27 protein-coding genes are annotated in these 26,619 nt (G+C 71.5%); 7 read left to right on the top strand and 20 right to left on the bottom strand.

What is annotated here, in order from left to right; translation table 11 throughout:
- Window positions 1-531: 531 nt before the first annotated feature.
- Both ABT299_RS44015 and ABT299_RS44010 read right to left on the bottom strand, forming a co-directional pair.
- On the bottom strand, window positions 532-1,449 hold the full coding sequence (locus tag ABT299_RS44015) for an NADP-dependent oxidoreductase (protein WP_500254421.1): 918 nt from the start codon (window positions 1,447-1,449) through the stop codon (window positions 532-534).
- 593 nt (window positions 1,450-2,042) lie between these two features.
- Window positions 2,043-3,014 carry an N-acyl homoserine lactonase family protein gene (locus ABT299_RS44010; protein WP_500254420.1) on the bottom strand — a complete coding sequence of 324 codons (972 nt, stop codon included), beginning with the start codon at window positions 3,012-3,014 and terminating at the stop codon, window positions 2,043-2,045.
- A gap of 114 nt (window positions 3,015-3,128) precedes the next feature.
- Here ABT299_RS44010 and ABT299_RS44005 point away from each other — a divergent pair, with 114 nt between their 5' ends.
- Window positions 3,129-3,725 carry a TetR/AcrR family transcriptional regulator gene (locus ABT299_RS44005; protein WP_387018370.1) on the top strand — a complete coding sequence of 199 codons (597 nt, stop codon included), beginning with the start codon at window positions 3,129-3,131 and terminating at the stop codon, window positions 3,723-3,725.
- Window positions 3,726-3,956: 231 nt separating this feature from the next.
- On the opposite strand, the gene urtE is transcribed toward ABT299_RS44005, so the two are convergent.
- The 13 genes from urtE to ABT299_RS43940 all read right to left on the bottom strand — a co-directional run bounded on the left by urtE (window position 3,957) and on the right by ABT299_RS43940 (window position 15,833).
- Window positions 3,957-4,664, bottom strand: a complete 708-nt coding sequence (urtE, locus tag ABT299_RS44000; RefSeq protein WP_433154570.1) for an urea ABC transporter ATP-binding subunit UrtE — start codon at window positions 4,662-4,664, stop codon at window positions 3,957-3,959.
- 73 nt (window positions 4,665-4,737) lie between these two features.
- A complete protein-coding gene (gene urtD / locus ABT299_RS43995) occupies window positions 4,738-5,547 on the bottom strand; it encodes an urea ABC transporter ATP-binding protein UrtD (RefSeq protein ID WP_500254419.1) in 810 nt (269 codons plus the stop codon).
- On the bottom strand, window positions 5,544-6,644 hold the full coding sequence (urtC, locus tag ABT299_RS43990) for an urea ABC transporter permease subunit UrtC (protein ID WP_347256882.1): 1,101 nt from the start codon (window positions 6,642-6,644) through the stop codon (window positions 5,544-5,546). The genes urtD and urtC overlap by 4 nt, the downstream gene beginning before the upstream one ends.
- An 8-nt stretch (window positions 6,645-6,652) precedes the next feature.
- Window positions 6,653-7,531, bottom strand: coding sequence for an urea ABC transporter permease subunit UrtB (gene urtB / locus ABT299_RS43985; protein ID WP_190861226.1), 879 nt, complete (start codon window positions 7,529-7,531; stop codon window positions 6,653-6,655).
- 90 nt (window positions 7,532-7,621) lie between these two features.
- A complete protein-coding gene (gene urtA / locus ABT299_RS43980) occupies window positions 7,622-8,812 on the bottom strand; it encodes an urea ABC transporter substrate-binding protein (RefSeq protein WP_190861326.1) in 1,191 nt (396 codons plus the stop codon).
- 197 nt (window positions 8,813-9,009) lie between these two features.
- The gene (locus ABT299_RS43975; RefSeq protein ID WP_500254418.1) at window positions 9,010-9,729 is read right to left on the bottom strand and encodes an urease accessory protein UreD; all 720 of its coding nucleotides are present in this window, start codon (window positions 9,727-9,729) and stop codon (window positions 9,010-9,012) included.
- On the bottom strand, window positions 9,726-10,433 hold the full coding sequence (gene ureG, locus ABT299_RS43970) for an urease accessory protein UreG (protein ID WP_500254417.1): 708 nt from the start codon (window positions 10,431-10,433) through the stop codon (window positions 9,726-9,728). Before ureG ends, ABT299_RS43975 begins: the two co-directional genes overlap by 4 nt.
- A gap of 90 nt (window positions 10,434-10,523) precedes the next feature.
- Window positions 10,524-11,264: an urease accessory protein UreF gene (locus ABT299_RS43965; RefSeq protein ID WP_500254416.1), complete on the bottom strand. Its 741-nt coding sequence runs from the start codon at window positions 11,262-11,264 to the stop codon at window positions 10,524-10,526.
- Complete coding sequence (locus ABT299_RS43960; RefSeq protein WP_500254415.1) at window positions 11,264-12,988, bottom strand: urease subunit alpha; 1,725 nt, start codon at window positions 12,986-12,988, stop codon at window positions 11,264-11,266. Before ABT299_RS43960 ends, ABT299_RS43965 begins: the two co-directional genes overlap by 1 nt.
- Window positions 12,981-13,310 carry an urease subunit beta gene (locus ABT299_RS43955; protein WP_190861216.1) on the bottom strand — a complete coding sequence of 110 codons (330 nt, stop codon included), beginning with the start codon at window positions 13,308-13,310 and terminating at the stop codon, window positions 12,981-12,983. The genes ABT299_RS43960 and ABT299_RS43955 overlap by 8 nt, the downstream gene beginning before the upstream one ends.
- On the bottom strand, window positions 13,307-13,609 hold the full coding sequence (locus ABT299_RS43950) for an urease subunit gamma (RefSeq protein WP_190861208.1): 303 nt from the start codon (window positions 13,607-13,609) through the stop codon (window positions 13,307-13,309). The genes ABT299_RS43955 and ABT299_RS43950 overlap by 4 nt, the downstream gene beginning before the upstream one ends.
- Window positions 13,610-13,779: 170 nt before the next feature.
- On the bottom strand, window positions 13,780-14,427 hold the full coding sequence (locus ABT299_RS43945; RefSeq protein ID WP_387018392.1) for a nitroreductase family protein: 648 nt from the start codon (window positions 14,425-14,427) through the stop codon (window positions 13,780-13,782).
- 11 nt (window positions 14,428-14,438) lie between these two features.
- Window positions 14,439-15,833: an MFS transporter gene (locus tag ABT299_RS43940; protein ID WP_190861204.1), complete on the bottom strand. Its 1,395-nt coding sequence runs from the start codon at window positions 15,831-15,833 to the stop codon at window positions 14,439-14,441.
- 134 nt (window positions 15,834-15,967) lie between these two features.
- Here ABT299_RS43940 and ABT299_RS43935 point away from each other — a divergent pair, with 134 nt between their 5' ends.
- The gene (locus tag ABT299_RS43935; RefSeq protein ID WP_190861202.1) at window positions 15,968-16,417 is read left to right on the top strand and encodes a MarR family winged helix-turn-helix transcriptional regulator; all 450 of its coding nucleotides are present in this window, start codon (window positions 15,968-15,970) and stop codon (window positions 16,415-16,417) included.
- Window positions 16,418-16,546: 129 nt separating this feature from the next.
- Here the strand turns inward: ABT299_RS43935 and ABT299_RS43930 are convergent, their stop codons facing one another.
- Window positions 16,547-17,155, bottom strand: coding sequence for a TetR/AcrR family transcriptional regulator (locus ABT299_RS43930; protein WP_500254414.1), 609 nt, complete (start codon window positions 17,153-17,155; stop codon window positions 16,547-16,549).
- A gap of 226 nt (window positions 17,156-17,381) precedes the next feature.
- Here ABT299_RS43930 and ABT299_RS43925 point away from each other — a divergent pair, with 226 nt between their 5' ends.
- Complete coding sequence (locus ABT299_RS43925; RefSeq protein ID WP_500254413.1) at window positions 17,382-18,413, top strand: hypothetical protein; 1,032 nt, start codon at window positions 17,382-17,384, stop codon at window positions 18,411-18,413.
- Between the two features lie 147 nt (window positions 18,414-18,560).
- Here the strand turns inward: ABT299_RS43925 and ABT299_RS43920 are convergent, their stop codons facing one another.
- A complete protein-coding gene (locus ABT299_RS43920) occupies window positions 18,561-20,846 on the bottom strand; it encodes a hypothetical protein (RefSeq protein ID WP_500254412.1) in 2,286 nt (761 codons plus the stop codon).
- A gap of 603 nt (window positions 20,847-21,449) precedes the next feature.
- Between ABT299_RS43920 and ABT299_RS43915 the strand changes: the two genes are divergently transcribed.
- Entirely contained in the window at window positions 21,450-21,827 is a 378-nt protein-coding gene (locus ABT299_RS43915) for a nuclear transport factor 2 family protein (protein ID WP_190861324.1), read from the top strand.
- Between the two features lie 102 nt (window positions 21,828-21,929).
- On the opposite strand, the gene ABT299_RS43910 is transcribed toward ABT299_RS43915, so the two are convergent.
- From ABT299_RS43910 to ABT299_RS43900, 3 genes are all read right to left on the bottom strand, one after another.
- Window positions 21,930-22,346: a hypothetical protein gene (locus ABT299_RS43910; protein WP_387018407.1), complete on the bottom strand. Its 417-nt coding sequence runs from the start codon at window positions 22,344-22,346 to the stop codon at window positions 21,930-21,932.
- 335 nt (window positions 22,347-22,681) lie between these two features.
- Window positions 22,682-22,945, bottom strand: coding sequence for a hypothetical protein (locus tag ABT299_RS43905; protein ID WP_500254411.1), 264 nt, complete (start codon window positions 22,943-22,945; stop codon window positions 22,682-22,684).
- Window positions 22,946-22,986: 41 nt separating this feature from the next.
- Window positions 22,987-23,139 (bottom strand): hypothetical protein, encoded by a 153-nt coding sequence (locus ABT299_RS43900; protein ID WP_500254410.1) that lies wholly within the window; start codon window positions 23,137-23,139, stop codon window positions 22,987-22,989.
- A gap of 286 nt (window positions 23,140-23,425) precedes the next feature.
- On the opposite strand from ABT299_RS43900, the gene ABT299_RS43895 reads away from it, so the two are divergent.
- The 3 genes from ABT299_RS43895 to ABT299_RS43885 all read left to right on the top strand — a co-directional run bounded on the left by ABT299_RS43895 (window position 23,426) and on the right by ABT299_RS43885 (window position 26,514).
- Entirely contained in the window at window positions 23,426-24,784 is a 1,359-nt protein-coding gene (locus tag ABT299_RS43895; protein WP_500254409.1) for a glycosyltransferase family 39 protein, read from the top strand.
- A 129-nt stretch (window positions 24,785-24,913) separates the two neighbouring features.
- Window positions 24,914-25,381, top strand: a complete 468-nt coding sequence (locus ABT299_RS43890; RefSeq protein ID WP_347256881.1) for a SigE family RNA polymerase sigma factor — start codon at window positions 24,914-24,916, stop codon at window positions 25,379-25,381.
- A complete protein-coding gene (locus ABT299_RS43885; RefSeq protein ID WP_500254408.1) occupies window positions 25,378-26,514 on the top strand; it encodes a TolB-like translocation protein in 1,137 nt (378 codons plus the stop codon). The genes ABT299_RS43890 and ABT299_RS43885 overlap by 4 nt, the downstream gene beginning before the upstream one ends.
- Window positions 26,515-26,619 lie beyond the last annotated feature (105 nt).

Below are 26,619 nucleotides of genomic sequence, written 5' to 3'. Positions count from 1 at the left end.
GAGCCCAACTGACCTGGCAGTTGCGGGGCGCCGCCGGTCGGCGCCAGCTCGAGAGAGCAGAGGCGGCTCTGCAGCACAACCTCGGCCTCGGATGCGCCGTCGTCGTTGCCGGCTTCAGCCCTGACGGTGCCGAGCCGCCGACCATGGGAGCCGGTGTCGAACCCGGCCGGGACGACCCGCACGTCGACCCCGAGAAAGCGATGCCGCCTCGACAAATCGAGGTGACCACCCGGTCGATGTGGTGGGGTGTCGGCGTCCCACGGAGGCATCGAACCGGTCGGTGCCATGGCGCCACGGGCCATGCAGCAGTCACCGTCCTGCACACGTCGGGCGGGCCGACAGCCCGATGACAACGCGCTCCGCTGAGACGGTGCGTCAGCACCGCCGCAGCTTTGCGAGCATCAGGGGCGGATCGCCTCCGGCGAGGTTCGTCGTCCCGCCAAGAGTTCGCTTTCCAGCAGGGCGGGCGACTGGCCCGTCCCACTGCCCGAGTTCGATGGTGTGGGCCTCGTTCCGCCCGTTCCAGGAAGTTCAGGGGCGCACGCGAATGACCGTCTTGCCCTTGCGCCGCTCGGTCGGGTTGAGCACCGGGACGGCGTCGTCGAGGGTCGCGACGGTTCCGATGTGCGTGCGAAGGCGTCCGTCCCGCACCCGGTCGACGATCTCCACCAGCTGACTCGGGACGGACTCGACGACGAAGTCGACCGCGAGACCGTCGACAGGGCGAGTCTCTGCGGGGCCGACCACCGACACCAGCGTCCCGCCGGGCCGGATGATGCTCGCCGAGCGCCTCTGGACGTCACCACCGATGACATCGAAGACCAGGTCGACGCCTCCGACGTCTTCGAGATCCCCGTCGTCGAGGGCGAGGAACTCGTTCGCGCCGAAGTCGAGCGCCGCCTGGCGGTCCGTCGCTCGCCCGGTACCGATGACGTAGGCGCCGAACTCCCGCGCGAGTTGCGTCACCATGGATCCGACCGCGCCGGCGGCGCCGTGCGCCAGGACGCTCTGCCCCGCCTGAAGACGACCATGCTGGAACAGGCCCTGCCATGCGGTCAGGCCGGAGATCGGCAGGCTCGCGCCCACCGTGAAGTCGACGTCCCCGGGCAGCGGCGCGAGGTTGCGCGCCTCCACGGCCGCGTACTCGGCCAGGGTTCCGTCGCGGTGCCAGTCCGTGATCCCGAACACCCGCTGGCCCGGCGAGAGTCCCGTCGTGCCGTAGCCGAGGGAGGTGACCACTCCGGCGAACTCGTGGCCGATGATCGCCTGGACCCGGTCGTGACCGGAGCGGTCGACCCACGTCGAGGGCCACTCCCACTCTGCCGGGACGAAGCCGGACGCATGGACCTCAACGACGACATCGTTGATCGCCGGCGTCGGCTCAGGCCGCTCCGCCAGCTTGATCCCGGCCGCTTCCGCAGACTGATCAGTCGCGACGATCGCCTTCATTCCAACCTCCATCTACCTCGTGCTCGCCCGCTCTATTCGCAGGTCCGTGACTGTGTGTTCCCCGCTCAGGCAGAACGCGACGCGTTTCAGTGGTTCGGTACGGACGCCGGAGCCAACCCCTCAACGCCCTGGGCCGTCGAAGCGACAAAGCGTTACCGTCTCTTCATGGGCGAGAGGTTTGACCGGCTTGTCGAGCGCCTCCTGGACGCGGTAGAGCAGTGGTTGTACCGCAAGGAGATGCACCGGCCGCCCAGATCGCCGAGCGCGGGTTATTCGCGTTATCACGACTCGGCTTGTCTCCACGAACACGGCGTGAAGAAGCTCCGGGGGATGAATTCGGGAGTTCCGAACTGGATTTGTCGTGACTGTGGTCGCATGGTCGGACGCGGCGTGCATTGGCACCCGTGACCGGATCGCGCGGCTGGTGCGGGCCGTCACCGGGAGGGTGCGGCTCTTCCCCTCCGATCCGCAGGTCTCAAGGGTGCGCCTGGACATCATCTAACCCCAGGTGCGCACCCGCGCCGCGACAGTAGTGTCCAAGGCCGTCATGGTCCGGACGGTGTGACCGTTGACGGATGTCGGGGAGCGCTCGATCAGTTCGCCTGCCCGACGGGGCCGCCATCCGCCGCCGGCACGAAGCGGGGGAGCCGGGCCGGGTTGATGTTGGCGAGTTCGTCGAAGGCGGCCCGTTCGTAGGCCTTGGCCCAGGCGAGGTCCGCATCGGACAGCCGGCCGGTGGCCAGGCCGGCGATCAGCCGCTCGCCGTATTCGGTGTGGTCGTGCGAGGTCAGGACGAGCAGTTCCGGGAGTTCCCGTCGCAGCCACTGAATGCGGCGGATCGAGTCGACGTAGCGGGTCTCGCCGCCGGTCTGGATGGCGCGCACCTGGTCGACCGCAAGATGCCGGATGGTGTACATCGCGTCCCCGGTCAGGAGGAACCGGTGATCGACCAGCACGCTGGTGCTGCCGGGGCTGTGCCCTGGGGTGGGCAGGGCGATGACGCTGCCATCGCCGAACACGTCCGCCGAGCCGGTGAAGCCGCCGAGGGCCGGGCCGGTGAACTCGAGCGGGCGCCAATCGGTGATCGCCGCGATCGACGGCGGATAGGCCAGCGGCACGAGGCCCAACACCTTGTCCTCGCGCGCCGCGTATTCGGCCGCGCCCAGGTACACCGGGGCGTGTGCGAACAGGTTGAGCGCGCCGACGTGGTCCTCATGGAAATGCGTGATGAACACTGCGCGGATGTCCTCCGGGCGGTAGCCGAGCCGCGCGAGTTGGGCCGGCATGGTCTCCTCGTCCGGCAGCTCGTACTCGTCGGCGTCCATCACGTGCTCCATGATCGAGCCGCGGTAGTAGTCGGTGTGCGCGGCCTGCTCCGGGCTGATCCCGGTGTCCACCAGAATCGGGCCGGCGGTCGGGTGCTCGAGCAGGTAGGCGTGGATCGGCACCCAGATGAAGTGGTCCTTGTCCGCGGCGAACTCGCTGATGGAGAACCCTTCCAGGCCACCGTAGAACTGGCCGAACGGGACCTTGGTGCGCCCGATGCGCAGCGGGTGGATGTTCATGACCGACTCCCCCTCCCTCACGTCGGAACGGGGTCGTTCCGACGTTATACGGAAGAACCGTAGTCAGGTTGAACGTCGGAACGCAACCGTTCCGTCCTGTTGTATGCTGCGGGCATGCCACGCAAGCGCGAGCCGGCCGGCGCCGCGGTACTCCAGGAGTCCGTCACCACCGCGATCGCCGCCGCGATGTTCGACGAGTTGGCCGAGACCGGATATGCCCGCATGTCCGTCGACGCGGTGGCCCGGCGGGCCGGTGTCGGCAAGGCCGCCGTGTACCGCCGCTGGCCGTCCAAGCAGGCCATGCTGCTCGACCTGCTCGCGGCGGCGGTGCGCCGGAGCGTGCCGGAGGTGCCGGATTCCGGGTCTCTGACCGGCGATGTGCGCGGCTTCCTGGATGTGATCATCGCGCAGGTCGCCGATCCGCGGATCAAACGGATCGCGCTGGACATGATGGCCGAGGCCACGCGCAATCCCGAACTCGGCGCCGCGCTCCGCGAGGCGGTGGCCGGACCGCGCCGCGCCGCTGCCGACGCCGTGCTGCGCCGGGGGATCGAACGCGGCGAGCTGCCCGCCGACATCGACCGCGAACTGGGTCTCGACCTGCTGATCTCGCCGTTGCTGGGCCGCCTGCTGCTGACCGGGAGCCCCGTCGACGATGCCTACCTGACCCGCCTGACCACGGTCATCGCGGCTGGCCTCAACTCAGCGTGATGGCTGAACCGTGAACGCCTGAGCCGGCGTCGAGCCCATGAGCTGCGCCGTGGCGGAGCGGAAGACGAGCCCGGCCCAGGTGTCGTTCTCCCCGTGCCAGGCCAACGGCATGATCTTTGGGGAAGACGGCGTGCCTGACCGCCGCGACGACGCCGTCCGGCAGCGCGGCGATGTTGCGGACGAACTCGTCGAGCTCGCGCGCGGTGGGCGCGGCCGGCGTCCCGTGTCGGTTCAGACGGCGAGAAGGTCCTTCACCTCGTCGGTGTGCAGGTCGGCGGCCGTTCCGGAGTGCCGGACCGTGCCGCCGTCGAGGATCACGAAGGCGTCGGCCAGGCGGAGGGCCAGGTCGAAGTACTGCTCGACGAGCAGAACCGCGAGGTCGCGGTCCCGGTGGAGTCCCTCGATGGCCTCCTCGATCTCGCGGATGATCGACGGCTGGACGCCCTCGGTCGGCTCGTCGAGGATGAGGAGGCGCGGCCGGGTCACCAGGGCGCGGGCGATCGCGAGTTGCTGCTGCTGCCCGCCCGACAGGAATCCGGCCCGGCGTTTCAGCAGCCCGGTCAGCCGTGGGAAGACCTCCAGGGCGTCGTCGATGGCGGTCCGGTCGGTCCGCCCTGTGGCCTCCAGAGTCACCTGGAGGTTCTCCCAGACGGTGAGCTGCGGGAACGTCTCGTGCCCTTGCGGCACGTAGCCCATGCCCGAGCGGACGCGCTGGAAGGTGCGCATCCGTGTCACGTCGGTGCCGTCGAAGGTGACCGTTCCGGCGGTCGGGGGGAGGAGGCCCATGATCGAGTTGAGCAGGGTGGTCTTCCCGACCCCGTTGCGGCCCATGACGGTGACGAGTTCGCCCGGGCGTACCGTCAGGTCCACTCCGAACAGCACCTGCGACCGCCCGTACGCGGCCTGCAGTCCGCTGACCTGGAGCATCATCTCGGCCATGCCGTCTCCCCGCTCGTGCTGAGGCCGCCGCCCGTTCCCTGGAGCGGCGCCCGCTGCTTCCGGCTCACGTCGCTCATGGCGCCTTCTCGTCCCTCGACCGGCCGAGGTAGACCTCCTGGACGCGGGGATCGGCCTGGACCGCGGCGACGTCCCCCTCCATGAGCACGCTGCCCTCGTGCAGGACGGTCACCTGGGACGCGTACCGCCGGAGGAACTCCATGTCGTGCTCGACGACGATGACCGTGTGGTCCTTCGCGATCTCGACGAGCAGCTCGCCCGTCCGCTCGCGTTCGGTGCGGCTCATGCCCGCCACGGGTTCGTCGAGCAGCAGCAACCGGGGCCGCTGCGCGATCAGCATGCCGATCTCCAGCCACTGCCGCTGGCCGTGCGACAGCACCCCGGCGGGCCGGTCCGCCATGTCGGCCAGCCCGGTCCGCTCCAGCGCGGTCGCGACGGCCTCGGACGTGCCGCGCCGCTGCCGCAGCAGCGTGGCCAGCGGGCGGCGGAAGCAGGCGGCCAGGTCGATGTTCTCGGCCGCCGTGAGTTCCTCGAAGACCACGGAGGTCTGGAACGTCCGCCCGATCCCGAGCCGCACGATGCGGTGCTCCCGCCGTCCCAGCAGGGAGGTGCCGGCGAAGCCCACCGATCCGCTCGCCGGCCGGGTCAGGCCGGTGATCACGTCGATCAGCGTGGTCTTCCCGGCTCCGTTGGGCCCGATCAGGAAGCGGAGTTCGCCCTGCCGCACGGTGAGATCGACGCCGTTGAGGGCGCGGAACCCGCCGAAGACGACCTCCAGCCCGCGGATCTCCAGAAGAGCGGGGGCCGCCGGGTCCGCGGGGGCCTTCGACGCGGGTGCTTCGGCGGGAGGGAAGGGAGACGTCATGGAGCGGCCACCTCCTTCTGTCCGTGCGCGGTGGACCCCGCCGGTTCCGGGACGGAGGACGGACCGGGATCCTTCCGGCGCCGTGCGATCGCCTCGCCGGCCCATCGGGCGGCGCCGGCGACGCCGCCGGGCGCCACCATGATGACGAGGATGAACATCAGGCCCTGCAGGTAGACCCAGCCGCTCGGGTACTGCTCGCTGAACGTGGTGTGCGCCCAGTTGAGCAGGACTCCGCCGAGGGCCGCCCCGGCCAGCGAGAACCGTCCGCCGATGGCGACCGCGACCACGAGCTCGATGGACGGCACGACGCCGAGCAGCGAGGGCGAGATGATGCCGACGACCGGTACGTACAGGGCGCCGGCGATGCCCGCCATGGCGGCGGAGACGGCGAAGGCCACGGTCTTGACGGTGGCGGGGTTGTAGCCGAGGAACCGGACCCGGTCCTCGCCGTCGCGCACCGCGACCAGCAGCCGGCCGAAGCGGCTCTTCACCAGCTGGCGGGCGAGGAGGTACAGGGCGCCCAGCACGAGGGCCACCACGAAGTAGAAGACGCGCTTGGCGCCGTCGGTCTCCGGGTCCCGGCCGAAGACGTCGTAGAAGTGGGTGAGCCCGTTGGTGCCGCCGGTGAGACCCTGCTGGCCGACCAGCCAGATCGTGAAGGCGGCCGCCAGCGCCTGGCTGAGGATGGCGAAGTAGGCGCCGCGCACGCGCTGGCGGAACACCAGGAGTCCCAGGAGCGCGGCCGCGGCGGCGGGCACGACCACCGCGGCCGCGATGGCGAACACGGGACTGGAGAAGGGCTTCCACAGCAGCGGCAACCGCTCCACGCCGCTCCAGACCATGAAGTCGGGGAGGTTGCCGGGCCCGGCGTCGTGGAGCTTGAGGTACATCGCCATCGAGTAGCCGCCGAGCCCGAAGAACACGCCCTGCCCGAGGGTGAGCATGCCGCCCTGGCCCCAGGCGAGCCCGATGCCGAGCGCGGCGATCGCGAAGCACAGGTACTTGGCGAGCAGGCCCAGCCGGAACGGGTCCAGGACGGCCGGCGCGACCACGAGGACCAGCAGCGCGACGGCCGTGAAGAGCGCGGGTCCGCGCATCCGCGCGGTCATGTCAGCGCCCGGCTGCGCAGGACGAACAGCCCCTGCGGGCGTGCCTGCAGGAACACCACGATCGCCACGAAGCCGATCACCTTGGCCAGGCTGGCGTCGGTCCAGAACTCGGCGTAGGAGTCCAGCAGCCCGAGCGCCAGCGCGGCGATGACCGCGCCGCGGAGCCGGCCGAGGCCGCCGGCGACCACGACCAGGAAGGCGTCGACGATGTAGTACGTGCCGAGGTTGGGGCCGATCGGGCCGATCAGCGTCAGCGCGACGCCCGCGATCCCGGCGAGGCCGGACCCGATGAAGAAGGTGAGCTGGTCGACCCGTCCGGTGTTGACGCCGCTGCACGCGGCGAGCTGGCGGTTCTGCATCACCGAGCGCATCCGCCGGCCCTGCCGCGTCCGGTTCTGGTAGCCCCAGATCGCGAGCGCCGAGACCGCGGCGAGGACGATGATGAACAGCCGGGTGTAGGGCAGCTGCGACCCGAACATCCGGACGCCGCCGTCCAGCCAGCCGGGGGCGCGCACCTGGACGTTCGGCGCGCCGAAGATGTCGCGCGCGAGCTGCTGGAGGACGAGGCTGACCCCCCAGGTGAGCAGCAGCGTGTCGAGCGGCCGGCCGTAGAAGCGGCGGACGGCCGCCCGCTCCAGGACCAGGCCCATCGCGCCGGCGACGGCGAACGCGACCGGGAGCGCCGCCAGGACCGCCTCTCGTCCGGTCCAGTCCTGCAGGACGTACGCCGTGTAGGCGCCCGCCATCATGAACTCGCCGTGGGCCATGTTGATCACGCCCATCTGGCCGAAGGTGAAGGTCAGGCCGAGGGCCACCAGCATCAGGACGGCTGCGATGCTGAGGCCGATCGGCAACTGGCTGAGCAGGGCTTCCATGCGACTCCTCGGTGCCCTTGGTCGGCGGGTCCGTCGGGCCGCGCCGTCATCGGGCCGGCCGGGGCCGCCCGATGACGGCGGCGGGACGGGTCAGGACAGGCCGGCGGCCCACGGGTAGCTCTTGAGGTAGGGGTCCGGTGCGATCGGCTTGCCGGAGTCCCACACCTCCTTGATCGTGCCGTCGGGCTGGATCACGCCGATGCGGGCGGTCTTGTACATGTGGTGGTTGGCGCCGTCGATCGTCACCTTGCCTTCGGGCAGGTCGAGGGAGATGCCGCCCGCGGCCTTCTTCACCGCCTCGACCTCGGTCGTCCCGGCCTTCTGGACGGCCGCCGCCCACAGCTTGACGGCGTTGTAGCCCGCCTCCATCGGGTCGGAGGTCACCTTGTCCGCGCCGTACTTGGCCCTGAACGCCTTCACGAACGCCTCGTTGGTCTTGCCCGGGGTCGTCATGTAGTAGTTCCAGGCGACGAGTTGGCCTGCGACGTTGTCCACCCCGATGCCCTTGACCTCCTCTTCGGCGATGCTCACCGACATCACCGGCAGGGAGGACGCCGTCGCGCCGGCGCTCTTGAGCTGCTTGAAGAACGCGACGTTGCTGTCACCGTTGAGGGTGTTGAACACCGCGTCCGGCTTCGCCTGCATGACCTTGTTGACGAGCGTGCTGTACTCCGTCGCTCCCAGCGGGGTGTACTCCTCGCCGAGAATGGTCATGCCATTGGCTTTGGCGTAGGCTTTGATCTCCTTGTTCGCGGTGCGCGGGAAGACGTAGTCGCTGCCGACGAGGAATATCTTCTTCTTGCCCTTCTCCTTGAGGTAGTCCAGGGCGGGCACGATCTGCTGGTTCGTGGTCGCGCCGGTGTAATAGATGTACGGCGAGCTTTCCAGGCCCTCGTATTGCACCGGATACCACAGCAGTGCCTTGTTGCGCTCGAAGACGGGCAGCATCGCCTTGCGGCTGGCCGACGTCCACCCGCCGAAGACGGTCGCGACCTTGTCCTTGCGGATGAGCTTCTGCGCCTTCTCGGCGAAGGTGGGCCAGTCGGAGGCGCCGTCCTCGACGACCGGCTGGAGCTTCTTGCCGAGGACCCCGCCGGCGGCGTTGATCTCGTCGATCGCCATCAGCTCGGAATTCTTGACGGTGACCTCGCTGATGGCCATGGTCCCGCTCAGCGAGTGCAGGACACCGACCTTGATGGTGTTCCCGCTCGCCGCCGCCGTTCCGCCCGAGGATTCCGAGTCGCCGCAGGCGGCCAGGGACAGCAGCGTCGCGGCGGCCATGGCGGCCAATACCGGCAGAGATTTCCTGAGCACGTACCACTCCTTGCGGACAGGCCCCGAAACCGGTGGGCGGATCGCTCACCGTGTGAGTCGGGTTAATGCAAGCCGCGAGCTGTGTCCTCGGTAATTCTGCTTTGTATCCGGTGCGTCAACTGAACCTCACCGGCGGGGCATGCCCGGTGCCGGCCCCGGTTTACTCAGCCGGTCGCGAGGCTCTCGCCGTGGACGAGCCGGCGGCGGAGCGCCGCGGAGTCGGCCGCGAGCGCGGCGACCAGGACCCCCGGTCTCGCGAGCGGCATGACCGCGAGCCCTTCGGCGGCATGCGGCTCCTTCGCCAGCCCGGGACCGACGAGCAGCACGCTTCCGGTGCAGGTCGCGCCGCCCAGGACGGCGCCGCTGGTGTGCAGGGTGCGGTCGGGCAGCCGCAGTTCGTGCCGCAGGACCGGGTCGCCGCCGCTGGTGACGTCGACGCGGGCGGTGTAGCGGCCCGGCGGTTCGCCGTGCCGGCCCAGGACGAGTTCCTCGCGCCACCGCAGGGTGGCGCCGTCCGCGAGCGCGATCTCGGTGACCGAACGGTGGTGGCAGCCCGCCGTCGCGACCGCCGGCTCCAAGGCGAGGTCAAGGTGGCCGCCAGGTCCGACCGCAGCCCGCACGTACGCTCGGGACTCGCCGGCGCCGGGGAGCAGCAGCGCGCTCGCGACGGACCGGACGGCGAGGGCGGCGCCCGCCGCGACGTCCAGTTCGAGGTGCAGCTCGTCCCCTCCGAGAGGCCCCGCGGCGGCCCCGACCAGGTAGACGGCGTCCGGGGCGGCGCGCAGCGCGTACGGCCCGTCGGAGCGCAGCGTCGCCAGCCGGGTCCGCCCGTCGGAGCCGAGCTCGACGTGGACTGCGGCGCGCGCCGTGTAGTGCCGGGTCACGGAGCCCCGGGAGCGACCGCCGGCCGCGCGGTGCCCGCCTCGGACCGGGCCTCGTGCGTCTCGGCGAGGACGGACCGGACCCAGCCGGCCACCTCCGGAGCACCCGGACGCTCCCGCAGCGAACTGAAGATCACCGGCTTTCCGCGGCGCACCTGCGCCGCGTCGCGGTCCATCACGCCCAGGTCGGCGCCGACGAGCGGGGCCAGGTCGGTCTTGTTGACGACCAGCAGGTCCGCGCCGCTCACTCCGGGCCCCCCTTTGCGGGGGACCTTGTCGCCGCCGGAGACGTCGAGGACGAAGATCTGCCGGTCGACGAGCCCCCGGCTGAACGTCGCGGTGAGGTTGTCGCCGCCGCTCTCCACGATGACGAGGTCGAGCGGCGCGTGCCGCCGTTCCAGCGACTCGACGGCGTCGAGGTTGGCGGAGATGTCGTCGCGGATGGCCGTGTGCGGGCAGCATCCGGTCCGGACGGCGGCGATCCGGTCGTCCGACAGGACCGCGTTGCGCCGCAGGAAGTCGGCGTCCTCGGTCGTGTAGATGTCGTTGGTCACCACGGCGAGGTGGAGTTCGTCGCGGAGCGTCCGGCACAGCGCCGCCACCAGCGCGGTCTTGCCGCTGCCGACCGGACCGCCGACGCCCAGCCGCAGGGCCCGCCCGTGGGCCGCCGGTGCCGGGTGGGGATCGTGATCGTGGTTCGCGCCCATTCGGGACGTCCTCTCCGGCGGCGCGTCCCGGTCGGGACGATCGCCGCCCTGCTCGTGTGGTGGCCGTGGGTGGTGGTCTCTGCCGCGGGATCAGGATTCGAACAGGCGCAGGTCCGCCTGGAGGTGCAGTTCGGCGAAGATATCGAGGGCGGGCGCCGAAGCGGCCGGAAGCTCCCGGGGATCACCGCGCGCGTGTCCGGCGGCCTCGGCGGCGACCGCGTCCACCTGCGGAGCCAGGTCCGCGAGCGCGCGGTGCACGGCCAGCGGGTCGAGCCCGAGCAGGCGCACGGCCGCGGACGCGGGGCCGGTGACCGCCCCGTACGCGCCGATCGAGGCGGCGTCCGCGGGAGAGCCTCCGGTGACGGCGACGGCGGCGCCGAGGACGAGCGGGTGGTGCGGAGCGGAGAAGGCCGCGAGGGCGTCCAGTACCGGGTGCGGCGACATGGCGCGGACGGCGCGCAGCAGCGACCGGCCCTGGGCCCGTGAGGCCCCGCGGCCGGCGGGGGAGGGCATCCTGGCGTCGGCTTCGGCGTCGAGCACCGACCATGCCTCGTGCCCGCCAAGGCCGCCGTCCCCGTCGTCCCCGCCGGCTTCGCCGCGCGTACGGGCCGCTCCGTCCACGGTGCGGGCCGCGTGGGCGCAGGCGGCGGCCGAGAGCGCGGCGGCGACCAGTCCGGTGGTGGCGAGGCGCCCGCGCAGGAAGGCCGTGAGCGTCGGGAGGTCGGTGACCGCGCCCGCCTCCGCCGCCGGTTCCAGCCCGCCGGAGTGGGCGTGGCCGCCCGCCGGGAGCCGGGAGTCGGCGAGAAGCAGCAGCGGTGCCGGCAGCGCCATCAGAACAGGAAATAGCGCTGCGCCATCGGCAGCTCGGTCGCGGGGGAGGGCTCCACGTCGTCGCCGTCGATCGACACCGTGAAGGTGTCCGGGTCGACGTCGATCCGGGGGAGCGCGTCGTTGAGCACCATGTCCGCCTTGCCCACCAGGCGGGTGTCCTTGACCGGCACCAGAGCGCGGTCCACCGCGAGCCGGTCGGCAAGGCCCGCGTCGATCGCGGCGGGGGCCACGAAGTGCACCGAGGTGGCGGCGGCGGTGCGCGGCGCGGCACCGAACATCGGCCGGGGCAGCACCGGCTGCGGCGTGGGGATCGAGGCGTTGGCGTCGCCCATCGCCGCCCAGGCGATGACCCCGCCCTTGACGACCACCTGCGGGCGGACGCCGAAGAAGGCGGGATGCCACAGCACCAGGTCGGCGAGCTTGCCCGGCTCCACCGAGCCGATCTCGCCGTCGAGGCCGTGCGCGATGGCCGGGTTGATCGTGTACTTGGCGACGTAGCGGCGGGCTCGCAGGTTGTCGGCCGGCTCCGCGGCGCCGCCCTCGCCCGGGGAGCCGCGGCGGAGCTTCATGACGTGCGCGGTCTGCCAGGTGCGGATCACCGTCTCGCCGATCCGTCCCATGGCCTGCGAGTCCGACCCGATCATCGCGATCGCGCCGAGGTCGTGCAGGACGTCCTCGGCGGCCATGGTCGTCGGCCGGATGCGCGACTCGGCGAAGGCCAGGTCCTCGGGCACCGACGGGTTCAGGTGGTGGCACACCATGAGCATGTCGAGGTGCTCGTCGAGGGTGTTGACGGTGTGCGGCCGGGTCGGGTTGGTGGAGGAGGGCAGCACGTTGGGGTGCGCGGCGATGGTGATGATGTCGGGCGCGTGCCCGCCGCCCGCGCCCTCGGTGTGGTACGCGTGGATCGACCGGCCGGCGATGGCGCCGAGCGTCGACTCGACGTACCCCGCCTCGTTCAGGGTGTCGGAGTGCAGGGCGACCTGCACCCCGGACGCGTCGGCGACGCGCAGGCAGGCGTCGATGGCCGCCGGGGTCGAACCCCAGTCCTCGTGCAGCTTGAAGCCGGACGCCCCGGCGCGCAGCTGCTCCCACAGCGCCTCCTCGCCGACCGTGTTGCCCTTGCCGAGGAGCGCGACGTTCACCGGCCACGAGTCGAGCGACTCCAGCATCCGGGCCAGGTACCAGGCTCCGGTCACGGTCGTGGCCTTCGTCCCCTCGGCCGGGCCGGTCCCGCCTCCGATCACGGTGGTGACCCCGGCGCCGAGCGCCTCCTCCAGCAGCTGCGGGCAGATGAGGTGGACGTGGGAGTCCACCGCCCCGGCGGTCAGGATGCGGCCGTTGCCTGCCAGCACCTCGGTGGACGGCCCGATCACCAGGTCCGGGTGGACGCCGTCCATCGTGTCGGGGTTGCCGGCCTTGCCGAGCGCGACGATCCTGCCGTCGCGGATCCCGACGTCGGCCTTGACGACGCCCCAGTGGTCCAGCACCACGGCCCCGGTGACGACCAGGTCGAGGGCGCCGTCCGCGCGCGTGGTGCGCGCCTGCCCCATCGACTCGCGGATCACCTTGCCGCCCCCGAAGACCGCCTCGTCGCCCGCTCCCGCGCCGCGGCTCCGGTCCTCGGTCACCTCGATGAACAGGTCGGTGTCGGCCAGCCGTATGCGGTCTCCGGCGGTGGGGCCGTACAGCTGCGCGTACCGGGCCCGTGAGAGGTCAGCCATCCAGCGCTCCGGCCTGCTCGGGCCGCAGACCCGGCACCACCCGGTTCCCGGCCAGCGGCACCAGCGCGACCTCCCGGGTCAGGCCCGGCTCGAACCGCACCGACGTGCCCGCCGGGACGTCGAGCCGGTGTCCCCAGGCCGCGGACCGGTCGAACTCCAGCGCCGGGTTCGCCACCGCGAAGTGGTAGTGCGACCCGACCTGGACGGGCCGGTCGCCGGTGTTGACGACGGTGACGGCCGTGCGCGGGCGTCCGGGGTTGAGGGCGACCGGCGGCCCGTCTCCGGGGACGACCTCGCCCGGAACGAGAGGGCGCCCGCTCACGGGATCGGCCGGTGGACGGTGACGAGCTTGGTGCCGTCGGGGAAGGTCGCCTCGACCTGCACCGAGTCGAGCATCTCCGGAATGCCTTCCATGACGTCCTCCCGTGTCAGCACCGTCCGGCCGGACTCCATCAACTCGGCGACCGACCGCCCGTCCCTCGCGCCCTCCAGCACGTGGACCGCGATGACCGCGGTCGCCTCCGGATGGTTGAGCCGCAGACCGCGAGCGCGGCGCGCCTGCGCGACCGACGCGGCGACGTGCAGCAGCAGGCGCTCCTGTTCATGTGGGCTGATCAGCACGCTCCGGACCCTACTGGCCGGAAGGGAACACGACGCCGGGCGTATTGCGGATTTAACAGCGAATTAACGTGTTCGGCACAGGAGGGCCCGAGCCCTGCTTCAAAAAGGCAGAACAGAGCCATTCTGAGCTTCTGTGCGGAAAGTATCTCGGCGAAATCGAAACGCGGTGTTCACCATCGTTCCCAGTGCAGGACCTGGTCGCGTGGAATGCGGGGTGCGGGTTTGAAGTCGGTGCCGATCGTGTAGGCGAGCGGGATGAACGCGGCGAGCATGACCTCGTTGTAGGGGACGCCCAGTGCCGCGGCGAGTTCGTGTTCGAGGGGGCCTTGGGCGGTGGTCCAGGTGGTGCCGAGGCCGCGGGCGCGGGCGGCGAGCATGAAGCTCCAGGTCGCGGGCAGGATGGAGCCCCAGGTGCCGGATTGGACGGCCGCCGAGGCGTGATCGGTGCGTCCTTCGATGGCGGGGATGACGAACGCCGGGACGCGGTGGATGTTGTCGGTCAGGTGCCGCAGCCCGTCGAACACGCCCTGGGTGGAGCGCGGAGCGTGGTTCATGCGGCGGATGTCGTGTTCGTTGAGTGGCTGCCCCTCCGCGGCGGCGAGCGCGCGGCGGAAGATGTCGCCCACCTTGCGGCGCAGGCGCGGCTCGGTGACCACGATGAAGTGCCAGCGTTGCCGGTTGCGTCCGGTGGGGGCCTGGGTGGCCAGGTCGACGCACTCCTCGATGAGGCGGCGCGGGACGGGCCGGTCGAAGTCGAGCCGCTTGCGGACGGCTCGGGTGGTGGACAGCAGTTCGTCGGGAGTCAGGTCGAGGGTCATCGCGGTGCTCCTCAGGCGCTTGTGGAGGTCGGTGCGGAGGTCGTCGGTTCGTCGGCCGCTGGTTCGCCGGCCGCGGGTTCGGCTCGGGTTCCCAGGCCGAGGCAGGCGATGAGCGCGCCGAGCAGCGAGAAGGATCCGGCGGTCAGGAACGCCGCGCGGTAACCGTCCAGTGCGGAGGCCGGGATCGCCATCACGGCCGCGAGCACCGCCACGCCGATGCCGGCCCCGATCTGGACGGCGGAGGTGACCAGGCCGGAGGCCAGGCCCTGGCGGTCGTCCGGCAGGGCCCCGACCGCGGCGATGTTGAGGCTGGGGAACGACAGGCCGTTGCCCACGCCGTGCACGATGAGCGCGGGCAGCAGCACGGTCGCGTAACCGCTGGACGCTCCCGTGCGCAGGAACAGCAGGATCCCGGCGCCCTGGACGAGCAGCCCGAGCGCGGCGGTGCGGCGCAGGCCCCAGCGTCCGATCAGCCGTCCGGCGAGGTTGGCGGTGACGACGATGGCCAGCCCCATCGGGACGATCCCCAGCCCGGTGTCCAGCGCCGAGTACCCCAGCACGCCCTGCAGGTAGAGGACGGCGGCGAACTGCCAGCCGATCGTCGCGCACGCCCAGGCCAGCGCCGCCAGATTGGCCGAGGTGAGCCGCCGTGAGCGGAACACTCCCAGCGGCACGAGCGGGTCGCGCCGGCGCCGCTCGATCACCACGAACGCTCCCAGCAGCACCAGCGCCGCCGCACCGGCGGGCCAGTCGGTCTCGGTGAGGGCGTAGACCAGCAGCAGGACGCCGCCGGTGACGGCTCCGGCGCCCGCCGTGTCGAATCCCGTGCGCGGGCCGGTGGTGCGTCCGGCCGGGATCACCCTGGGGGCGACGGCGAGCACGAGCAGTGCGATAGGCACCGGCAGGAAGAACACCAGCCGCCAGCTCACCTCGGTGAGCAGCCCGGAGGCGATCAGTCCGGCGCTGTAGCCGGTCGCTCCGGCCAGCGCGTACACGCCGAGCGCCCGGTTGCGGCGCGGTCCCTCGGCGAACGTGGTGGTGATCAGTGACAGCGCCGCCGGGGCGGTCAGCGCGGCCGCGACGCCCTTCACCACGCGGGTGGCGACCAGGGGCCAGCCGTCGGAGAGCAGGCCGCCCGCCAGGCTCGCCGCCGCGAACACCGCCAGCGATGCCAGGAACATCCGGCGCCGTCCGAGCAGGTCGGCCAGCCTCCCGCCGAGGAGCAGGAACCCGCCGTAGGCCACCGCGTAGCCGGACATCAGCCATTGCAGCGTGCTGTCGGGCAGCGCGAGGTCGGCGCCGATGGCGGGCAGTGCCACGCCCATCAGCGACAGGTCCATCGAGTCCAGGAACACCGCCGCGCACAGCAGGACCAGGGCCGCCGTCGCCCGGCGGTCGGAACGCATCACCAGATCACTCCATCTTTGAGCAGACGATCTGCAACGAGACGGAACCGTATGCTCGCAAACGATCTGCTGTCAAACAATTGTGGGTCAGATGGTTCTGGTAACCTCGGGCGGGTCGACAGTGCAGGAGACCCATGCCTTCCAAGCCCGCCAGGCCCGCGTACTTCCCGACGCTCGCGGCCGAACGCCCGGACATCGCGATGTGCCGCGCCTCGGCGTACCTGGCCCGCGCCGCCGACGCCCACGCCGCCCGGCACGGCCTCGGCGTCGGCCAGCACCTGGTGCTGAAGATGCTCGACGCCGTCGGCCCCTGCTCCCAGCAGGTGCTCAGCGAGGAACTGCGGATCGACCGCAGCGTCATGGTGAACGTGTGCGACGACCTGGAGCGGTCCGGCTTCGTCCGCCGCGAGCGCAACCCCGACGACCGCCGCTCCTACGCCGTCACCATCACCGACGAGGGCCGCGAACGCCTCGCCGGCGCCGAGAGCACCGTCTCCTCCTACCTGGAGGAGACGTTCGCCCCCCTCACCGCCGGCGAACGCGCCCAGCTCACCGCCCTGGTCGGCAAGCTCATGCGGCTCTGATCCCGAAGCAGGCATGGACCGCCGCCCTGCGACCGGAGCCGCAGGTGTGAGTCCGCGATCGAGGCGCCCCCATGACCGAACGCCACCTTGAGGGGCCTGCGGCTGAGCGGCAAGCGGACTTTGCTCAGGTCACGGGGCGAGTGCGTCCTCCAGGGCCGCCCGTGCGCCGCGCAGGGCGAGGCGGAGCTGGTCCGGTGCACGGCGGACCTGGGCCAGCAGGAGGCCGCCCTGGATCGCGGCCATGGTGAGGTCGGCCAGCTCGGTGACGTCCACGTCCGGGCGCAGTTCGCCCGACTCCTGCATCCGGCGCAGGCCCGCGATGAGGGGGGCCTCCCAGCGCGCGAAGGCGTCCACGAACGCCTGCCGGGTGAGGTCGTCGCTGCCGCTGAGCTGGCTGGCCAAGGAGCCGATCGCGCAGCCGCCGACCGCGTCCTGCCGGGTCCCGTTGGCCACGATCGCGTCGAACCAGCGGTCGATGCCGGCCAGCGAGTCGACCTGCACCAGCAGCGGCTCCTGTGCGGCCAGCACCTTGTCCACGGTGCGGTGGACCACGGAGCGGACGAGGTCGTCGCGGTCGTCGAAGTAGTGGTAGAGCTGGCTGCGGCCGACCCCCGCGGCGCGTTCGACGTCCTCCAGCGTCACCGCTGCGACGCCGCGCCGCTCGATGAGGTCCGCCGCCGAATCGAGGATGCGCTTGCGGGTCGCGCGACCCCGTGTGGTGGTCGGCGTGCGTCCCATGGGCCTCTCCCGTGTTCTGTACTCCGCAGTACAGCTCCGTTGTATTGACTGATACAGTCTGCCGCAGAACTTCTGTACTGGACGATACAGTCTGGTGAGGAGGCGGCAGAAGGACCGTGGTCGTCATCCCGCACCGCGGCCGCCCGACGTCGCCGGATCCGCGCCCGCCGATCCCGGCCGGCGCCATCGCCGCCCCTCTCCGTCCCGCACGACGGAAAGGAAAGCCATGTCCCTCGATCGCCCCGCCGGGGTGCGGCGTCGCGCCGCCACGCTCGGTCTCGTCGGCCTGCTCGCCGCGCTCGCCACGGCACCGGCGGCCCTCGCCGCCCCGGACGCGGCCGCGGCCTCGGCCGCCGTCCCGGCAGACCTTGATCACGCGGCCGGCGCCCGCCTGGGCGACGTGCGCGTCCTCGCCCACTTCGACCGGGCCGCGGGCCAGGTCGCCGAGAGCATCGCGCCGGAGCCCGGCGGCAGCGTGGTCATCGGCATGATCTCCGCCCGCCAGGTGGTGCGGGTCGGGCGGGACGGGGCCGTGCAGGTACTCGCCACCATGCCGCTGCCCCCCGGCGGCGGCGCCACCACCCCGGTCGTCGGGGCCCCCGACGTCACCGGGGTCGCCCGGTCGGACGGCGGCGCCGTCTACTTCCTCTACTCCTCCGGGCAGGGCGGGCTGACCGGGATCTGGCGGCTCGATCGCTCCGGTGAGCCACGGCTCGTCGTGCCGCTGCCCGCCGACACCTTTCCGAACGCACTGGTCATCGACAGGAGGCGGCACCGCTTCCTGATCACCGACTCCGCCGGCGGGCGCATCTGGCAGGCCCCGCTGAGCGGCGGCGAGGCCTCGGTGTGGTCGGCGGACCCGGCCCTGGCGCCCGCCGGCTTCTTCGGCGCCAACGGCATGAAGATCCACGACGGCGCCGTATGGGCGACCAATTCCGACCGAGGCAGCATCGTCCGCATCCCGGTGACCAAGGACGGCGGCTCCGGCCGGGCCGAGGTCCGGGCCACCGGCCTGGAGGGCATCGACGACTTCGACTTCACCGGCCGGGGCGCCGAGATCCTCGCCGCGATCAACCAGAGCAGCAAGCTCGTGCGCGTCGGCGCGGACGGCGCGCACGAGACCCTCCTGGACGCCGACGCCGGCATGCAGGGGACCACGGCCGTCATCGTTCGAGGAAACCGGGTCTATGTGACCAACGGCGCGAACCTCGCCGGAAACGACCCGACCCTAATGCTCGCAAAGCTCCAGCGCCGCTGACACACCCGCGCGGGATGGGCCGACCGGACCGCGGCCCATCCCGCGACGCCGCATACGCTCCATGCAGCGACGACACCACTCTTGCCGTCACCGTCTCGGTGGTACGCAGTGCGGACCAGCCGATCACCTCGGCCGCGTGCAGGCTGGCTAGGAATGAGCGGCCCACAGGTCTCGTTCTTCGCGAGCCCAGATCGTCATCCGATGGGACTCGCCATAGACGCGGGCGGCGGCCTTTTCGGCCTCCTCAACGAGCGTCCGTGCCCTGGCGATCTCTCCGAGCCCGCCCTCTTGGTGAGCCAGGACGAGCTGCGCGTTGATCGTGCGGAGATGGAGCGCGCCGAGTGTTTTCTGGCCCTCCTTCAACGCGCGTCGTGCGATCTCGCGTGCGCGCATATGGTCACCTTGATTCCCCGTCCACGTCGCAAGGATTGTGTACAGCAGGATGAGAGTGGGTTGCTCGACCCCTACATTCGTGCGCGCACTTTCTGCGAGTGCCTCGAGCCATTGCACCAACTGGGCGTTGAAGGCGGGATCATCGAGTTCGTTCAGCACCGCGGTGATGTTGCGCAGGCAATCCTCGACACCCGCCGGGTTTTCGGTGACCTCGTCCTCCGCCAGATCCCGCCACCGCTGTACGGTCCGGTGTCGGTCGCCGCAGTACAACGTCCACACCGCGACCTCGAACCGGGCGTTCCGGTGCGTCCAGTGGTCGGTGCCGTGGACGCTGGCGGCGATATCGGCGACTTCGCGCGCCATGGCAAGGGCCTCTTCGGGGCTGCGCACGTCCCCCAACTGGCGGATCAGCGTGATGCGGCTCTTCAACGTCAGCGGGTGATCGGCGCCGAGGATCCTTGTGCTGTCGGCGACCACGGTCTCGGCGAGGTCGTACGCGGTGTGGACGTCGCCGTGGCCCTCAAACCGACCGCCTATCCACCAGGCGATCTGGTCGCGCAGCAGAATGATCTCCTCGGGCGGCGCCCCGGCCTGCGTCGCCGCCCGCACCGCTCCCTCCAGCCAAGTGAGCACGTCCTCGTCACGGCCGGTCTCGCGCATCATGAAGGCGAAGTCGTGCGCGGCTTCGTGACGGCCGCCGGCGAGCGCCCTGGTCAACGCCCGCTCGGCGACGTCCAGGCGGTGGCGCAGGAAGGCCGCCCAAGCCACATCGATCGCGTCGGCGGGCGGCACGAAGGCGGTCACGGCCTCCCAGGCGTGCGACGGGACGTCCGGAACGGAGGAGGCGTCATCGGCCGCGTCCGCCAGATAGTCGAAGGCGACGTAGTGGTCGTCCGCGGCGGGCATGAGCAGGCTGCTGGTCGCGTGCAGCGGCTCCGTCGCCCACTCCAACGCCTCTTCCCAGGTCTCCAGCCGCAGGTGGGAACGAGTCGGCATGTCCAGGTACGACTGATGCAGCGCCTGTAGGAACGCGACGGGCAGCGGCAGGTGGTATCCGGCGCGGCGGACGTCGACCGCCGCGGTGACCAGGGCGGCCGCGCGCGGCCTGCCCTCCGGCCACGCCCCCCAGGCGTCCTGCCATTCCTTGAACAACTCCGGACCGGCCGCCAGGTACTGCGCCACCCCGAAGTGATCGGCCTGTTCCAGGGCCCTCGCGATCCGGCGATCGTCGGCTCTTTCCGCCGCGCCCTGCCGCTCCTTGGACGACCACAGACGGTCGATTCGTACCTCTCGGGCCAGGTTCAGCGCTTCGCCGGCCCGCCTGAACGAATGCTGCTGGTCGTCTCCCGCGCGACGCGCGAATCGTGGGCTGTAACGGGCCCGTTCATGCGAGCGCATCGTCGCCAGCACGACCCGGTGACCCTTCGGCGCGGCCAGCAGCGAGCTGACCATCTCGGCCGTCAACCCGTTCGCGCCCAGGTACAGCTCCAGGTCGTCCAGCCACAGCACGCTCTTGTCATGCCGCGCCGCCGCGTCCAGCGCGCCCGCCAGCTCGTCCCGCGACAGGGGACGGACGAAGACGTGATCGGGCAGGCACACGCGCATCGCTTCGAAGGCCGCTCGCGTCTTGCCGGCAGTCGACTCACCGACCACCAACACGAACCCGCCGGACCGCAGCGCGTCCTCCAGGTCATCACTGCGGTCCCGCCGGACGAACGGCGGGCAGTCGTCGACCTCTCCGCTCTCCGCCACGAGGGCGAATGCGGGATGGACGCCCACGGCCAGCGGATCGTCCAGTTCCCGGACGCGCCGCACTGCGCCCCGGCGCACGCGCGGCGGCTCGAGCGACGACCGGCGCTCGATCGAGCGCTCCGCGCGAACGGTCAGCATCCCCGCCAGCCCGCTGGCCACGGCCACCATCGCCGACCCGGCCAGCGCGGGCAAGGACGAGGCCGGCAGCGACCCGAAGGCCCCGACCGCCGCCGCGACCATCAGCAGCCACCAGCCGTGCATGCGCCGCCACGCGTTCCACAGCCGCATCGAGCCGCCACCCTTCACAGAGCCCGGTCCCGGTCACCGCGACCGTAAGGGATACCGCCCCAATGTAACCGTGAGAAGGGGCACGCACCTTCTCCATGAATTCGGCTCTTCGTGGCCGCCCTCGGACGTGATCTCGCTTCAACGGATCATTTCCGTGAACCGCGCTAACTCCAGCCAATCAGTGGTCTCTGCCGAATCGAGTTGGGACTCGGGCTTCGGTCGGATTCAAGGATGGCTGATTTATCGTCGTGGCCGACGCGCTCCTGGACGACCAGGAAACCTCGCTCACGCGCAGCGGAGTCCGGCTGGAGAACCAGGGCCTCGATGATCGGTGCCGCCGGACCGCCAACGGCGCTGTAGGCGACTGACAACGGCGTCCCGCTCGACTCGTCGTCCAGTAGGTGTACGCGCACGGCGACGGCGTCGCGGATCGCGGTGCGGGCCGGAACTGCCCATCGCCGCTCCTGGGACGCCGACCTGACCGGCGTTCTGTTGCAGGTCTACCGCCACATCGTCGGCTCGCGCCGTGACCGGGATGGTCCACCGTGATCGGCAGGCGGCTCGCGGGACGAGCGCACGCGCGACGGCTGGTATTACTGGGGCATGCAGGAAGAGACGGCACGCTCCGCGATCGACACGTTCATCGCCGCGTTCAACGCCTCGGCCGACAGCTATGTGACCGACCTGCTCTCCCAGGCCCTGACCTCAGACGTGGTCTTCTGGGGGCCGTTGGGGCGCAGCGAAGGAATCGCGGCGGTCGAGCGGTTCGTGCTGGACATCCGGCGCCACCCGGCGGGGCCCGGCACGATGGCGCGCTGCTCAGCGGTGGACATGCCTGACGAGTGGGCCCGGTACCAGTGGGTCTTCACCACGCCGGATGGAGGCCCCCGCCTGACGGGAACGGATGTCGTCCATCTGCGGCGGAGCCTCATCGACCAGGTCATCGTCTTTGCGGGGGAGATCGAGCCGTCCGCTTCCTGAGCCGTCCTTCTGCCGCTGTCCTTCTCGTGAAGTCGCCACCGGCCGCTTGATCAAGACGGACTCCTCTTTCAGTTCGCGTACTGGGAGCGGCTGCGGGCGTGCTCAGTAGGTGATGTAGATGTGGGAGACCCGCAGCGCGTTCCAGGCGCGGAACAGCGGGGTGAAGGCGTTGTTGCCGATGGGTACCTGGCAGTGCCCTCCTCCCGAGCCGCACTTGACCCAGTAGGCCTGGCCTCGGGTGTTGTAGGTCCTGACCTGGAGAGCTGCGTAGGAGTCGGTCGCGGTCCAGCGGAAGCTGTGCCATGCGCCGGGCCTGCCGAGGAGCGCACAGGTGCCCCGTGCGTAGGTCCATCGCGCCGGGGTGGCGGGGAGGTTGGCTCCGCAGCCTTTTAGCGCGGCCGGCGCTTCGGCCTTGGTCCTGGTGGTGGCCGAGGCGGCGTTACCGGGAGCGAGCGCTCCGGTGGCCGTCAGAGCCAGAGCGGACGCCAAAGCGGTGGCCTTCTGCGTGGTCGATGACATCTCATTCCTCCCGAACGGATTCCGACACGAGCCGAAGCCATCGAAAGCGTACGGTGAACGAGTCGTCACATTAAGGAGTCGTCTGGCGGCTCTGGCCCGCGGGTCACAGCTATCAGGCCGCAGGAGTCACAGCGGCAAGCGCATGACCTCGCCGATCGTCCTTGTCAGCGTCGACTCGGATCAGGAGGCCGCCGACCTGCGGTCGTTTACCCTGGCGATGGCCACGGTGGATGCCGCCGCGCGGCTATTCGGGCTGTGGCTGGGCTGGCAGCAGCGCGCGCAGGCGAGGTGGCGACGCGGGTGGCGGTCCGGGGGCACGATGAGGTGTAGGACGATCAGATTCGTGCGGCCACGAGCGCGTTCGCTCCTCTGATGGCGAGTGCCACGGTGCGCAGGGTCTCCGCCGCGTGGTCGACCACGTGCGGGCCGGTCTGCTGCATCCGCAGCCGCACTCCCGGCGCCTGCTCGGCCACCAGCCGCGCGACGATCGGGCCGAGCACCGCCACCGCGTAGTCGGACGTGATGATCGTGAACTCTCGCTCGACCGTCGCCGGGTCGAACTCGGCCCGGACGTCGAAGACACGGCGTATGCCGTCCACCGTCGGCGGCGTCCGCGCCGCCACCTGCACGGCCAGCGGCGTCAGCTCGTAGCGGCCGCCCGTCCGATGCAGCAGCTCGTCGCCGAAGTGCCGGCGCAGCCGCGCCAGCGCGCGACGTTGCGCTCGCGCAGCAGCACGTCCAGCGTGACCAGCAGATTCAGGTCGAGATTGACCAGCAGGCGATCGACGGACACGCGCCAACTATAGGCATCCGTAATGGTGGCCAAGGAGAGATCGTCCAAGCCGATGACTCCGGCTCCGAGATCGCATCCGGGGATCTCGCCGGAGGGATGCAACAGCGGGAGGCTTTCCGCGTCTCTTGGCGTGAACTCAAAACCGGATCTTCTGCCCGGCGCACGCCCGGCCACGGTCGCGCGCCCCGGCCCGCCCACCGAAGACGCAGGTCGGCGCGGGGAGGCGAGGCGAGAGCGGGGGAGTGCCTGGCTCCTTCCCTCGCTGCCGGCTCTGCTGGCGCTGGCGATGGGCGTCTGGGGAGCCGGACGGCTGCCGCTGTGGCGTGACGAGGCGATCACGTCCGAGATCGCCCGCCGCTCGGTCCCCGACATCCTGTGGTGCGCTCGGCACATCGACGCCGTCCACGCCGCCTATTACCTGCTCATGCACTGCGTCGTGCAGGTCTTCGGGGCCGGCGAGTTCGCGCTGCGGCTCCCGTCGATCGCGGCGTTCGCGGCCACCGCGGCGGGCATCACCGTCCTCGGCCGAAGGATCATGTCCGGGCCCGCCGGGCTGGTCGCCGGCCTGCTCTACACCGCGGCTCCGTTTGCCAGCCGCTACGCGCACGAGGCCCGGTCCTACTCCCTGGTCGCGGCGCTCACCGTGTGGCTGACCGTGCTGTTCGTGGACTTGGCGGAACGGGGCTCGCGGCGCCGGTACGCCGCCTACGGCGCGGGCGTCGCTTTGCTGGGGCTGGTCCACTTGTTCGCACTGCTCATCCTCCCCGCCCACCTGGCGACCCTGCTGCAGGCGCACCGCACCAGGACGATGCTGCGCCGGTGGTCCGCCGCCGCGGCGGCAGCGGTCGTCGCGGTGAGCCCGCTGATCGCGCTGGCCGTGACCCAGCGCAACGCCCTGGACTGGCTGACGCGCCCGGGATGGCGCGACGCGCTCTTCCTGGCCGAGGCGTTCACCGGCCCCCCGAAGGCGGCGTACCTGCTCGGCGCGGCGATGGCGGTGGGCCTGATCACGGCCCGGCGCCGCGGCCCGATCGCCCCGCAGGCCCTGGCCCTGCCGTGGCTGCTGCTGCCCGCGACGGTGCTGCTCCTGGTCTCCCAGTTCCATCCCTTCTACACGGGCCGCTACGTGATCGGCAGCCTGCCCGCCATGACGCTGCTGGCCGCCGCCGGACTCGCCCGCCTGCCCTACCGGACGTGGATCGCGCCGCTCGTCGCGATGGCCGTCATAGTGGAACCGCTGCACGTCGCGCAGCGCCGTCCGGAGAACTGGTGGGACGACCTCCGCGGGGCCGCGGCGATCGTCAAGCGGGAGGCCCGGCCGGGTGACGCGATCCTCTTCCTCACGGCGGACCGGCGTTCGATCGCCGAGGCGTATCCGGAGGCGTTCCGCGGGCTGCGCGACATCGCGCTGCGGCGGACGCCCGCCGAGGCGGGCAACTTCGGCGGCGCCGAGTTCGACCCGGCCGAGATCGGCCGCCGGGTGGCCCGTACCTCGACGACCCGGGTCTGGCTGCTGGAGGGACCCTGGCGCACGCCGTCCCTGGTCCCGCAGGACCGCGCGAAGGTCGACGTCCTGCAACGGGACTTCCGGCAGGCCGGTGTCTGGCGCGTCCGCGGCGTCACGCTGTCGCTGTTCCAGCGGTAGGCGGCCCGCCGAGAAAGATCGGCCGCCCGTGCAACATCGGCGGCCCGGAGGCGTCTCTTCCCCGTGAGCCTCCTCAACTTCCGTCAGGAAGGCCCCCCGGATCTGGTGGAGCACTCTCCCGAGAGAGCGGTGACGCAGTTGTACGAAGCGCACGCCCTGGGCCTCGTCAGGCTGGCCCTGGTGATGGTCGGCGACCGGGCGACGGCCGAGGACGTCGTCCAGGACTCCTTCCTCGGCCTGTACCGGCGGTGGGGCCGGCTGAAGGACCCCGGCAAGGCCCTGACCTACCTGAGGTCGTCGGTTCTCAACAACTGCCGGTCCGTGCTGCGCCGCCGGGGCCGCCGCCTTCCCGGCGCCCAGGACCCGCCCGCCGCGTCGGCGGAGAGCCGGGTCCTGGACATGGAGCAGGGCAAGGAGATCCTCGACGCGCTGCGCCGCCTGCCGCACCGGCAGCGGGAGACGCTGGTGCTCCGGTTCGTCCTCGACCTGTCCGAGGAGGAGACCGCGCGGATCATGCGGGTGAGCCAGGGCACCGTCCGGTCCAACACGTCCCGCGGGCGCACCGCCCTTGAGCGCATGCTGGGAGAGACCCCGTGAACATCGAACGGCTGCTGAAGGACGCGGCCGCCGCCGAGACGCGCGAGGTGACGCGCGAGTCGCTGCCGCCGTTGACCCTGCCCGCCGCCCGCAGCCGCCGGCCGGCGGGACGGTGGACCGTGCCCGTCGCCGCCGTCCTCACCGTGATCGCGGTCGTGGCCGTGACCGTCGCCCTGCGCGGGGCCCTGCGCGGCCCGGACGCGCTCGGCGCGCATGAAGGCCCCCCGTTCTTCCTGGCGACCCATCGCAAGGGCGGCGCCGGGGTCTTCGACTCCTGGACCGGACGCATGATCGCCGACATCGAGCCGCGCGCCGGGCACTACGCCGCGCTCGCGGTCTCGGCCGACCGGCGCACCGCCTTCCTCGCCGACGAGACCGGCCAATGCCGCACCCGCATCGACAAGGTGACCCTGCGTGGCGACGGCACCGTGGCGAGCAGGACGACCCTGCCCGGCGGGTTCGCCACCCAGGTGGACGAGATGGCCGCCACCGCGGACGGCGCCCGCGTCGCGCTCACCTTCAACAACGTCCCCGGGTGCGGCGGCGACGACCTTGCGGTCGTCGAGTCCCCGTCCGGTGCCGTCCGAGGATGGCGTCTGCCGCCGCCGAACGCCGACGCGCCGGGGTACGTGCTGGCCCCGGTATGGGCGGCGGACGGCCGCACCCTCTTCTTCGCCGCCGACGATCCGGAGAGCACCGGGAGAGGGGAGGCCGGGATCGTTCTTCGCGAGCTCGACACCCGCGCGACCGGCACCAGCCTCGTCCACGCCCGCGCCGCCCTCAGGGGCACCGTCGACCTGTCCTCCTTCAGGCCCTCCCCGGACGGCCGTACCGTCACGGCCATCGAGGAGGACACCGGCGACGACGGGACGTTCAAGTCCTTGGCGATCGTGGAGCTGACCGTGCCCGGCAGGGGCGGGGCCCGCAAGGCGCCCGTCCGCGAACTCGCCCGCATGACGGCCCGGCAGATCGCGCCCGCGGCACCGGTGGATTTCCGGACCGCGCTCGACGCGACCGGCAGGCACCTTCTCGTCAGCTCGCGCCACGACCGGGCCGTCTTCCGCATGGACGACGGCGGCTTCCGCCGCCTCCCCGACATGCACCGCACCGACCTGGGCCTGATCGCCTGGTGAGTCCCGCATGCAGACACCCGCACCGGGCCGCGCTCGTCCGCCGGACCGTCCCGGCCACCCCCGCCGCCCGCGGCACCCGCCTCGACCTCGCCGGGACCGCGCTGG

Origin of the sequence: Spirillospora sp. NPDC000708, assembly GCF_040299565.1 — a bacterium.
In the GTDB taxonomy this organism is placed as follows: domain Bacteria; phylum Actinomycetota; class Actinomycetes; order Streptosporangiales; family Streptosporangiaceae; genus Spirillospora.
Note: the sequence above shows the minus strand (reverse complement) of the source record. Positions and strands in the feature narration are given on the sequence as shown.

What these genes read in the sequence shown, in the direction of transcription:
- ureG (WP_500254417.1), bottom strand. Translation starts at nt 10,433, where the DNA reads ATGGGCGCGAACCACGATCACGATCCCCACCCGGCACCGGCGGCCCAC.
- ABT299_RS43935 (WP_190861202.1), top strand. Translation starts at nt 15,968, where the DNA reads ATGCCTTCCAAGCCCGCCAGGCCCGCGTACTTCCCGACGCTCGCGGCC.
- urtD (WP_500254419.1), bottom strand. Translation starts at nt 5,547, where the DNA reads ATGACGTCTCCCTTCCCTCCCGCCGAAGCACCCGCGTCGAAGGCCCCC.
- ABT299_RS43915 (WP_190861324.1), top strand. Translation starts at nt 21,450, where the DNA reads ATGCAGGAAGAGACGGCACGCTCCGCGATCGACACGTTCATCGCCGCG.
- ABT299_RS43925 (WP_500254413.1), top strand. Translation starts at nt 17,382, where the DNA reads ATGTCCCTCGATCGCCCCGCCGGGGTGCGGCGTCGCGCCGCCACGCTC.
- ABT299_RS43940 (WP_190861204.1), bottom strand. Translation starts at nt 15,833, where the DNA reads ATGCGTTCCGACCGCCGGGCGACGGCGGCCCTGGTCCTGCTGTGCGCG.
- ABT299_RS43910 (WP_387018407.1), bottom strand. Translation starts at nt 22,346, where the DNA reads ATGTCATCGACCACGCAGAAGGCCACCGCTTTGGCGTCCGCTCTGGCT.
- urtA (WP_190861326.1), bottom strand. Translation starts at nt 8,812, where the DNA reads ATGGCCGCCGCGACGCTGCTGTCCCTGGCCGCCTGCGGCGACTCGGAA.
- ABT299_RS43945 (WP_387018392.1), bottom strand. Translation starts at nt 14,427, where the DNA reads ATGACCCTCGACCTGACTCCCGACGAACTGCTGTCCACCACCCGAGCC.
- ABT299_RS44015 (WP_500254421.1), bottom strand. Translation starts at nt 1,449, where the DNA reads ATGAAGGCGATCGTCGCGACTGATCAGTCTGCGGAAGCGGCCGGGATC.
- urtB (WP_190861226.1), bottom strand. Translation starts at nt 7,531, where the DNA reads ATGGAAGCCCTGCTCAGCCAGTTGCCGATCGGCCTCAGCATCGCAGCC.
- ABT299_RS44010 (WP_500254420.1), bottom strand. Translation starts at nt 3,014, where the DNA reads ATGAACATCCACCCGCTGCGCATCGGGCGCACCAAGGTCCCGTTCGGC.
- ABT299_RS43960 (WP_500254415.1), bottom strand. Translation starts at nt 12,988, where the DNA reads ATGGCTGACCTCTCACGGGCCCGGTACGCGCAGCTGTACGGCCCCACC.
- ABT299_RS44005 (WP_387018370.1), top strand. Translation starts at nt 3,129, where the DNA reads ATGCCACGCAAGCGCGAGCCGGCCGGCGCCGCGGTACTCCAGGAGTCC.
- urtE (WP_433154570.1), bottom strand. Translation starts at nt 4,664, where the DNA reads ATGGCCGAGATGATGCTCCAGGTCAGCGGACTGCAGGCCGCGTACGGG.
- ABT299_RS43895 (WP_500254409.1), top strand. Translation starts at nt 23,426, where the DNA reads ATGGGCGTCTGGGGAGCCGGACGGCTGCCGCTGTGGCGTGACGAGGCG.
- ABT299_RS43965 (WP_500254416.1), bottom strand. Translation starts at nt 11,264, where the DNA reads ATGGCGCTGCCGGCACCGCTGCTGCTTCTCGCCGACTCCCGGCTCCCG.
- ABT299_RS43920 (WP_500254412.1), bottom strand. Translation starts at nt 20,846, where the DNA reads ATGCGGCTGTGGAACGCGTGGCGGCGCATGCACGGCTGGTGGCTGCTG.
- ABT299_RS43930 (WP_500254414.1), bottom strand. Translation starts at nt 17,155, where the DNA reads ATGGGACGCACGCCGACCACCACACGGGGTCGCGCGACCCGCAAGCGC.
- urtC (WP_347256882.1), bottom strand. Translation starts at nt 6,644, where the DNA reads ATGCGCGGACCCGCGCTCTTCACGGCCGTCGCGCTGCTGGTCCTCGTG.